At 73.3% G+C, this 8,890-nt stretch carries 5 protein-coding genes and 1 pseudogene; 3 read left to right on the top strand and 3 right to left on the bottom strand.

The genetic code is table 11. The annotated features are described in order from the left end of the window. Positions 1-34: 34 nt before the first annotated feature. A pseudogene (locus AB0H84_RS43375) lies at positions 35-277 on the top strand (sugar nucleotide-binding protein); the annotation flags it as partial. 479 nt (positions 278-756) lie between these two features. Here AB0H84_RS43375 and AB0H84_RS43370 read toward each other — a convergent pair. Continuing rightward, positions 757-1,161, bottom strand: a complete 405-nt coding sequence (locus tag AB0H84_RS43370; protein ID WP_357617981.1) for a RidA family protein — start codon at positions 1,159-1,161, stop codon at positions 757-759. Positions 1,162-1,289: 128 nt separating this feature from the next. On the opposite strand from AB0H84_RS43370, the gene AB0H84_RS43365 reads away from it, so the two are divergent. After that, positions 1,290-1,670: a helix-turn-helix domain-containing protein gene (locus AB0H84_RS43365; RefSeq protein WP_357617978.1), complete on the top strand. Its 381-nt coding sequence runs from the start codon at positions 1,290-1,292 to the stop codon at positions 1,668-1,670. Between the two features lie 59 nt (positions 1,671-1,729). Here the strand turns inward: AB0H84_RS43365 and AB0H84_RS43360 are convergent, their stop codons facing one another. Together AB0H84_RS43360 and AB0H84_RS43355 are read right to left on the bottom strand one after the other, a co-directional pair. Further along, positions 1,730-4,078, bottom strand: a complete 2,349-nt coding sequence (locus AB0H84_RS43360; RefSeq protein ID WP_357617975.1) for a DUF4132 domain-containing protein — start codon at positions 4,076-4,078, stop codon at positions 1,730-1,732. Positions 4,079-4,190: 112 nt separating this feature from the next. Next, positions 4,191-5,471, bottom strand: coding sequence for an FAD-binding oxidoreductase (locus AB0H84_RS43355; protein WP_357617972.1), 1,281 nt, complete (start codon positions 5,469-5,471; stop codon positions 4,191-4,193). Between the two features lie 54 nt (positions 5,472-5,525). Here AB0H84_RS43355 and AB0H84_RS43350 point away from each other — a divergent pair, with 54 nt between their 5' ends. Beyond that, positions 5,526-8,885, top strand: a complete 3,360-nt coding sequence (locus tag AB0H84_RS43350; protein WP_357617969.1) for a BTAD domain-containing putative transcriptional regulator — start codon at positions 5,526-5,528, stop codon at positions 8,883-8,885. Positions 8,886-8,890 lie beyond the last annotated feature (5 nt).

The following is an 8,890-nucleotide window of genomic DNA, read 5'->3' as shown; positions in this document are numbered from 1 at the left end:
GCGATCAACATCTTGAGGGCAGGGCTTGCCCTTCGTGAGGCTGCGCAAGCGGCTTAGCGAGAAGCCGCTTCCTTCAGGGAGCGGAGGAGTCACGAAGATCGTTCTCATCGGCGCCGCCGGCACGCTCGGCACGGCCCTCCACAAGGCCCTGGACACCCGCGGACACGAGGTGCTCACCGTGGGGCGCAGCGGCGGTGATCTGCGCTACGACATCACCGACCCGGTGCAGGTCGCCGAACTCTACGACCGGGCCGGCCGGGTGGACGCCGTGGTCAGCGCCGCCGGTCATGTGCCGTTCGAGCCGGTCACCGAGTTGACCCCCGAGGACTACCTGAGCGCCTTCCGGGGCAAGGTGCTCAGCCAGATCGACCTGGTACGGCAGGGGGTCTCCCGCATCGCTGAGCGGGGCTCCTTCACCCTCATCACCGGCGTACTGGCTCGCGAGCCGATCCCTACCGGCAGCGCGGCTTCCATGGCCAACTCCGCCGGTCGATCTCGCGGACGTCGCTCAGGCGTACATCCGTTCGGTCGAGGGCGCCCAGACCGGGCAGATCTACGTCCTATAGAGGACTTTCCCCCAGCTCAGGGGCCTTCCGCAGGTGGGAACGCCGGCAATGTGGACTGTTGGACAAGCCGCACCGGGTGGGGGCGGATGTCCGCGGCAAGATACGCTCGTCGCACCCTGCCAGGAGAGACGCGGCTCCAGAGGATGGCGGGTGCACCCCACTGCTCGCACCTGGTGCGACCGCTTCAATTTCAATCGATGATCGCAGTGACCTCGGCCTCGATGAGGATGCCGGGCTCGAAAAGCACGTCCACCCCGATCAGCGCGGCCGGCGGCGTGGCGAGGTCGAACTCGCGGGCCGCCTGTTCGATGCCCGCGTTGAAGGCGTCGTACATCTCTCTCTTCCAGCCTGCGGCGTACCACGTGAAGCGGACGACGTCGTGGAACGTCGCTCCGGCCGCGTCCAGCGCTTTGGCGACGTTGCGGTAGACCTGGGCGACCTGGCCGGCGAGATCGCCCGGTGCCACGAGCTCGCCGTTCTCGTCCCAGGCGACCTGTCCCGCGATGTGGACCTGCCTGCTCCCCGTCGCCACCGCGACGTGGTGGTAGAGCGGGACCTGGACATGCCTGTCAGGGTTGATGAGCGAAACAGCCATGAGATCTCCTGATCGGTTATGTGATCGAGGCGCCGGAGGGCACCTGTGCTCTCTTGCGGTTACTCAGAAACCATAGGAGAGTGTTTGCTTACGTGGAAGAACGCACTTTTTAGAGACTGGGGAACCTCATGGTGACCAAGCAGTTCGCCGGCACGGCCGACGAAGCGGACCTGAGGCGCGCGGACTCCCTGGCGCGGGAGATCTTCTCGGATGTCGCCAACAAGTGGGCGTTGCTCATCATCGAGGCTCTCGGTGAGCGCACCCTCCGCTTCAGCGAGCTGCGCGACGAGGTCGAGGGCATCAGCCACAAGATGCTCACCCAGAACCTGCGCATGCTGGAGCGCAACGGTCTGGCCGAGCGGAAGGTACATCCCACCGTGCCGCCGCGAGTCGAGTACACCCTCACCGAGCCGGGTCAGGCCCTGCGCGCCACGGTCGACCTCATCTGCGGCTGGACCCACCAGTACTTCGGCCACATCGAGACCGCCCGCCGGCGCTTCGACGCCTGACAGCTCAGTTCAAGTGGACAGGACGAAGGAGCCCTGAAGGGCGCGCCGCGGGAGGGACGTCAGCCCTTGATCTGCCGGATGATGGTCTCGTCGGTGATCCGGCTGTCCTCGGCCAGGAGGAGAGCCTTGCTGAGGATCAGCGCGAGCCGCCCGTCGTCCTCGAACGGCAGGAACAACCCCGCGTCGCGGTCAGGCGCGGACACGATGCACAGGTACACGTCGCCGGGCTCCATGAGGATGTTGGCGCTGCCCAGGTGGATCTTGTAGGTCCGCAGGTCGCCGCGTACGACGAGGTAGCGATCGGTGAGGGTGCAGCGGTCGGCGATCGCCAGCCGGGGCAGCAGGCGCGCCAGCGCCTCGCGGCGCACCTCGGCCGACGGCGGCAGCTCGCCGAAGGACGCCGCCTGCCAGTAGCCGAGATGGCGGTCGTGCCCGCGGTCGGCCCACTGCGGGTCGGCCGCGATCGAGGTCACCGCCACGAACAGGTCCACGTCCCGCATGGCCTCGCTGAACACCAGCGCCGGCACCTCGGCCAGCGACGCCTCCCGCCACTCGCCGCCCATCCTCCGGTGAAAGCGCACCTGGTCGGTGGAGGCGTGCTCGCCCGGATCGTCGTACAGGTAGTCGTGGTAGAACGACGCGCGCCACTGGCCCTCGGCCAGCACCCGCATGGCCTGGCCCGCGACGCCGCCGTCCCATGGGCCGAGCATGTCGGCCCGCCACCCCCGGGCCTTGAACATCGCGTACAGCCGCCGATAGTCCACGATGTGCCCGGCGAAGCGGTTGGAGTAGACGGCGGTCCGCTCCTCCGCGGGCGTCAGCAGGTAGACCTCGCGGAACGCCTGCTTGAACGGCTGCCTGACACGCCCTTCTGCCACGGCCTCCCGCCAGCCGGTCACCTCCGCGAGCGTCGCGCGGGCGGGATGCCACAGGCGTACCCGCCGGCTCTCCAGCCCGGCCTCCCCGGCCCCCAGCTCGGCCTTCAGCCCGCCGAGGGCGGCCCGCCACTCCCCGGGCGCGACCTCGGCCTCCCAGATCAGCCGCGCGGCCACGGTGGAGGCGATCGGGTGCGCCGCGATCTGCTCCTGCCACGTGCCGTACGGCTGGGCGGCCTCGCCGGCGAAGCCCGCCTCGAGCGCCCTGACCAGGGTCCGCACCTGCCGCTGCACCTGCTTGACCAGCTCACGCAGCCGCTTGACCTCGTCGGGACGCTCCTTGCGCAACGCCGCGGGCGCGGCCTTGAGCCGCCGGTCACTGTGCCACCAGGACAGCGCGAACTCGCCGTCCTCGCCGGCCGCCACGACCGCCCGGTGCTCGCCCATCGGCACCTCCAGCCGCCCGCCCGGGCCGAACCCGAGATCCGGCATGCGGAAGGCCACCTCGACCCGGTCGGCGAGCCCCGGCTCGGCCCTCCGGATCATCCGATCGAGCTGCTTGACGACTCCGGCGTGCCGGGTGAGCGTGCGCGCGGTGCGCAGCGCCGTGATCGCCTCCGGCGTCGGGAACCGTTCGACGGCCCGCGCCACCTCGTACAGCAGCGCCTGCGAGGGCAGGGTCTTCGCCGTCGTGGGCGCGACGGCGACCCGGGAGATCAGCCTGTCGAGCAGGTCGGGCAGCCACGGCTCGTCGCGGAAGAGCGCCAGCCGCGCGGCCCGCCCGATCGCTCCCGTCTCGGCCGCTCCGAAGGCCCTGTCCGCCCGGTACGGGATCTCGCCCGCGTGGATCGCCGCCAGCCGGGCGTCGGCGGCCTCCAGGGTCGAGCGGGCGAAGTCGACGTACGCCGGCATCGCGGCCAGCCGCTCCCAGACGTCGGGCAGCTCCGGCGGCGACCCGAACGAGCGGGGCCCGATCTCGGCCAGCAACGCCCGGCCCGCCGGGTCCAGGCTCATGACCAGGTCGCGCTCGGCGGCCGCCGGCGACTCCTGCCGTCCTTCCATGATCCCTGCCACCGCGTCCATCCCTGCCACCTTGTCCATCCCGGCCAGCCCGGCCACGGCCAGGAACGCGTCCGGGTGCTCGATCCGCCCTTCGCGGGCCATGAACTCGATCAGCGTGCGCGACGGTGCGGCGAGGGCGGCCGTAGGCGCACCGCCGGGGCAGCGCAGCAGCGCGGCCGCCGCCAGGCAGAGGTCCGCCCACTTGCGGCGGGTCAGGCCGTCGACCAGGGCCTCGTACAGCGCCACGCACGACTCAGGGCTGAAGGACGGCTGCCGCTGCCGCACCTCGTCCTCGACGATGGTCCTCGCCGAGAACGCCGGGCCGCCGTCGGTCACGCGGTAGGCGAGGGGAAGGAGTGCGCCCAGGTCGGCCGCGCTCAGCCGTGGCCCGTCCTCCCACGAGACCGGATGATCGGCATCCGGCTCGGTGAGCCGGCGGTGGAGCCGCTGCGCCGCGGGGGAGAGCTGCATGCGATGTGTTCCCTCGGTCTGTCATGAGGACCGTCAGCCTTGATCCTCGCCGTCACCGCAGGAGAATGCCGCACGCCACCGACAGAAACCAGCCGCCGTCAGCCGAGGGGCGCTACCCCAGCAGGGGGAAGTTCGCCCTGATCACGCCGTGCGGGTCGCGGGAGCGCTTGAGGTCGCGCAGCCTGGCCAGCGTCTCGCGCGGGAACGCGGCCGCCGCCTGCTCCCCGCCGTGCAGCATCGTGTACGGCTTGCGCCCGCTGGTCGCCGGCACCAGCGCCTTGCCCAGCCGCTCCAGGCGCTCGCCCGTCGCCTCCGAAGGCTGGCCGAACGCGAAGATCAGGTACGGCTCGTCCAGGGGCCCCGCGGCGCCGCCACTCTCCGCGGGCCTGGCGAGCGCGCCGCCCAGGTGCCGGATCTGCACGCTCACCAGCGGGTCGATCGGCTCGCCCAGCAGCACGCCGGCCACCTGGTCGTCCAGGCCGGTCAGCAGCTCGCACCGGCCCTCCCCGGGCGAGGGGTCGGTGGGCTCGTCGCAGATGGAGCCGAGCTCGGCCACCGGCAGCAGCCTCCGGCTGTCGCTGACGGCCCCGCCGATCAGGTCGAAGGGCCGCAGCGGCGCGCCCGGGTCCCGGCCCAGGTACGTGCTGTCGACCATGACGAAGCCGGGACCGCCGGGGATCTGCAGCAGGTCGTACCAGACCGTCAGCTCGTCCGGCGCGGACGCGGTGACCTCGCGGAAGGCGGCCAGCACCTCGGGCGCGCGCTCGATCGGCCACATGATCCGCCCGCCGTACAGGGAGGGCGCGGGGCTCAGCTCGAACTCCACCGCCGTCACGATCGCGAAGTCGCCGCCGCCGCCCCGCAGCGCCCAGAACAGCTCGGGGTCCCGATCGGCCGTCACTCTGACCCGCCGGCCCTCGGCGTCCACCGCGTCGAAGGCCCGCACGCTGTCGGAGGCGAAGCCGTACTTCCTGCTGAACCAGCTCAGCCCGCCGCCCAGCGTGTACCCGACCACGCTGACCACGGGGGAGCTGCCCGCGAGGCCGGTCAGGCCGAGCGGGCTCGCCGCCGCCTGCACCTCGCCCCACTTCACGCCCGCGCCGACGCGGGCCACCCCGTTCTCGATCTCCACCCCGCCGAGCCCGCGGGTACGCAGCAGGATCGTGCCCTCGGTGTCGCCGGAGGGGCCGTGGCCACTCGGCTGCGCGGTCACCGCCAGCCCGTGCAGGCGGGCGTAGCCGACCGCGGCCGCCACGTCGTCGGCGTCGGCCACCTCGACCACCGCGCGCACCGGCTGGTCGACGGCCAGGTTCCACGGCCTGCGCGCCTCGTCGAAGCCCTCGTCGCCGGGGAGGAGCACGCGGCCGTTCATCAGGTTCCTCAGTTCGTCCATGCGTCCAGCGTGCGGTTTAGGACTTGAGAAGAATTTGGGGTTGACTTGAGGTCCGTGGAGTTCAGACTGTTCGGCCCACTTGAGGTGGACGACGACGAGGGCAACCGGCTCGACCTCGGCACCCGCAAACAGCGGGCGGTCCTCGCCAGGCTGGCGCTCGAGCCCGGCCGGGTCGTCCCGCTCGACCTGCTGATCGAGGAGCTGTGGGCGGGCGAGGCGCCGGCCAAGGCCACGGCGACGCTGCAGGCGTACGTCTCGCACCTGCGGCGGGTGCTCGAGCCGGGCCGCAAGCCGCGCACGCCGCCCCAGGTGCTGCTCACCCGCGAACCCGGCTACCTGCTGAACATCACACCCGGCCAGACCGACGTGGGCCGCTTCGCCGCGTGGGCCGCCGACGGCGCCCGCCTGGTGAGACAGGGGCGGCACGCGGAGGCGGCCCGGACGCTGGACCGGGCGCTCGCGCTGTGGCGCGGGCAGCCGCTGGCCGAGTTCCCCGATCTGGCGCCGGCGGCGGCCGCGTGGCTGGGCGAGCTGCGGCCGGCGGCCGAGGAGGACCGGCTGGAGGCCCGGCTGGCGCTGGGGGAGGCCAGCGTGGCCGATCTGGAGGCGCTGACCGAGGCGCACCCCTATCGGGAGCGGGCGTGGGGGCTGCTGGTGCTCGGGCTGTACCGGGCGGGACGGCAGGCCGACGCGCTGGCGGCGCTGCGCAGGGTGCGCGGCCTGCTCGCCGGCGAGCTGGGCATCGAGCCGGGGCCCGAGCTGAGGCGGCTGGAGCAGGCCGTGTTCGAGCAGGCGCCCGAGCTCGACGCCGGAACGCCCGCGAGAGCCGAGACGACGCCCGCAGCCGGTCCGGGCCTCGCGCCTGGCACCGGTCCGGGCCTCGCGCCCGCGGCTGGTTCGGGCCTCGTGCCCGCGGCTGGTCCGGGGCTCGTGCCCGCGGCTGGTTCGGGCCTCGTGCCCGCGGTCGGTCCGGGGCTCGGGCCTGCGGCGCGTCCGGGGCTCGGGCTTGCGGTCGGTCCGAGGCCCGCGCCCGCCGTCGACGGGGACAGGCTCGTCGCCAGGGAGGACGAGCTGCGTGCCCTGGAGGAGCTGCTGTCCGAGGCCCGGCGGGGCAGGGGCGGGCTGGTGCTGGTCACCGGCGAGGCAGGCATCGGGAAGACGACCCTGGCCAGGGCGGCCGCCGACCTCGCCGCCGCCCGGGGCATCAGGGTGGAGTGGGGGCGCTGCCTCGACGGCGGCACGGCTCCGGCGTTCTGGCCCTGGACCAAGGCGGGCCTGATCCCTCCGCGTCCGCACACCGAGCTGTTCGACCTGTACGACGCCGTACTGACCGAGCTGCGCAGAGGACCCCTGCTGGCGGTGCTCGAAGACCTGCACTGGGCCGACGCCTCCTCGCTGAGGCTGCTCGGCCACGTCGCGGGCGAGCTGGCGCGGACCTCCGCGCTCATCGTCGCCACGCTCAGGCCCGAGCCCGGCGACCATCCGGAGCAGCTGCGCGAGACCCTGGGCGTGCTGGCCAGGGAGGGCGGCAGGCTGCCGCTGAAACCGTTCGACGCCTCGGGCGTACGCGACTACCTGCGCCTGCGCAACGTGACGGCCGACCCGCAGGAGCTGCTCGACCGGTCGGGCGGCAACCCGTTCTACCTCACCGAGCTGCTCCGCCTGCCGGAACGCGAGCGCCACCTCGTCCCTCCGGGCGCCCGCGACGTCATCGAACGCAGGCTGACCCGCCTCCCCGAGCCCACGCAGGAGCTGCTCAGAGCCGCCGCGGTCGCGGGCCGCGAGGTGGAGCTGGACCTGCTGACCGCCCTGGTGGACCGCCCGGTCGAGGAGGTCATGTCGCAGCTGGAGCCCGCGCTGGCCGCCGGGCTGCTCACCGAGCCGTTCAACGGGGCCGCCGACTACCGCTTCTCCCACGCCCTCGTACGGCAGGCGCTCGACGCGGGGCTCACCAGGTTGGGCCGCGCCCGCCTGCACCTGCGGGCCGCCGGGCACCTGGAGACCCTGCCCGGCGCCGATCCCGCGATCCTGGCGGGGCACTTCGCCGCCGCGGCCACGCTGGGCGGCGCGCCCAAGGCCGTCACGTACGCGACGCGGGCCGCCGGTCAGGCCGCGCGGCGGCACGGCTACCAGGAGGCCGTCGAGCTGTGGGAGCTGGCGCTCGGCCACCTCCCGCCCGGCGACTCGCCCGAACGCTGCCACGTGCTGACCGAGCTGGGCCAGGCCCGCCGCACCATGGGCGACGCCCAGGGCGCCTACCGCGACCTGAGCGAGGCGGTCGCCCAGGCCCAGCGGCTCGGCGACAGGGACGCCCTGGTGGCGGCGGTCTCGGTCTTCGGCGGCATGTCGGTGTGGAACTGGCGCCCGTACGGCGTGGTGGACGAGGACATGGTCGCGATCCTGGAGGACCTGCTGGCAGGCGACCTCGACGACCGGTCCAGGGCCGCGCTCCTGGGCACGCTCGGCATCGAGCTGTACTACGGCCCCCGGCGCGCCGAGGGCGAGCGGCTGGCGCTGGAGGCGATCGCCCTGGCCCGCCGCTCGGGCGAGTCCATGCTGCTGGCCAGGGCGCTCAACAACTACCTGATCGCGAGCTTCGTACCGGGCCGCAACCGCGAGCGGCTGGCGGCGGCCGAGGAGATGCTGGCCGTGCCCGGCCTGCCGAGGGAGGCCAAGGTGGTGGGGCGGGTGCTGCGCATGTCGTGCCTGCTGCGCGCCGGCGACCTGGACGAGTGGAGGAGGGACCTGGCCCGCTGCGAGCAGCTGCTCCACGAGGTGGACCGGCCCGAGCTGGAGGCCATGGTCCGCGTCTCCCAGTCCGCCGACCACGTGCTGCACGGGCGGTGGACGGAGGTGGAGGCGCTGCTCGAACGCTTCCCCACGATCGCGTACGGGGCGAGCCTGTGGGGCCTGGACGTCCGCCGCCTGTCCGGCCTCTACGCGTGCCGGCGCGGCCAGGGCCGGGTGGCGGAGCTGGTGGACGAGCTGGTGGCGGCGGGCGACCGCCCGCGCATGACCCTGGCACGCCCGCTCGCCATCCTGGCCTCCCTGGACGTGGGGCGCACCGAGCAGGCGCGCGAGCTCGTCGAACGGTGGGGCGTGGACCTGCGGGAGGACTGGTCGGCGGACTTCTTCTTCCCGGTCTGGGGGCTCGTGGCCGCCCAGCTCGGCACGCCCGACGCCGGCGACATGTACGAGCGGCTGCTGCCGATCGCCGGCCAGCCGGTCATCATGGGCATGGGCAGCGCGGCCCTCGGCTCCGTGCAGGACGTGCTGGCCGAACTCGCGCTCCGGCTCGGGCGCGGGGAGAAGGCGCTCGAGCACAACGCGGCCGCCATCGCCACGCATCGGCGGCTCGGGCTGGCGTACTGGGAGTCGCGCAGCCTCGCCCGCCGCGCCGAGCTGACCCGCTGAGCAGC

The sequence above is a fragment of the Nonomuraea sp. NPDC050786 genome (assembly GCF_040654115.1).
GTDB lineage: Bacteria > Actinomycetota > Actinomycetes > Streptosporangiales > Streptosporangiaceae > Nonomuraea.
This window is presented reverse-complemented; position numbering and strand designations above follow the sequence as displayed.

Coding starts and splice junctions, on each gene's coding strand:
- AB0H84_RS43370 (WP_357617981.1), bottom strand. CDS start 1,161: ATGGCTGTTTCGCTCATCAACCCTGACAGGCATGTCCAGGTCCCGCTC.
- AB0H84_RS43365 (WP_357617978.1), top strand. CDS start 1,290: ATGGTGACCAAGCAGTTCGCCGGCACGGCCGACGAAGCGGACCTGAGG.
- AB0H84_RS43360 (WP_357617975.1), bottom strand. CDS start 4,078: ATGCAGCTCTCCCCCGCGGCGCAGCGGCTCCACCGCCGGCTCACCGAG.
- AB0H84_RS43355 (WP_357617972.1), bottom strand. CDS start 5,471: ATGGACGAACTGAGGAACCTGATGAACGGCCGCGTGCTCCTCCCCGGC.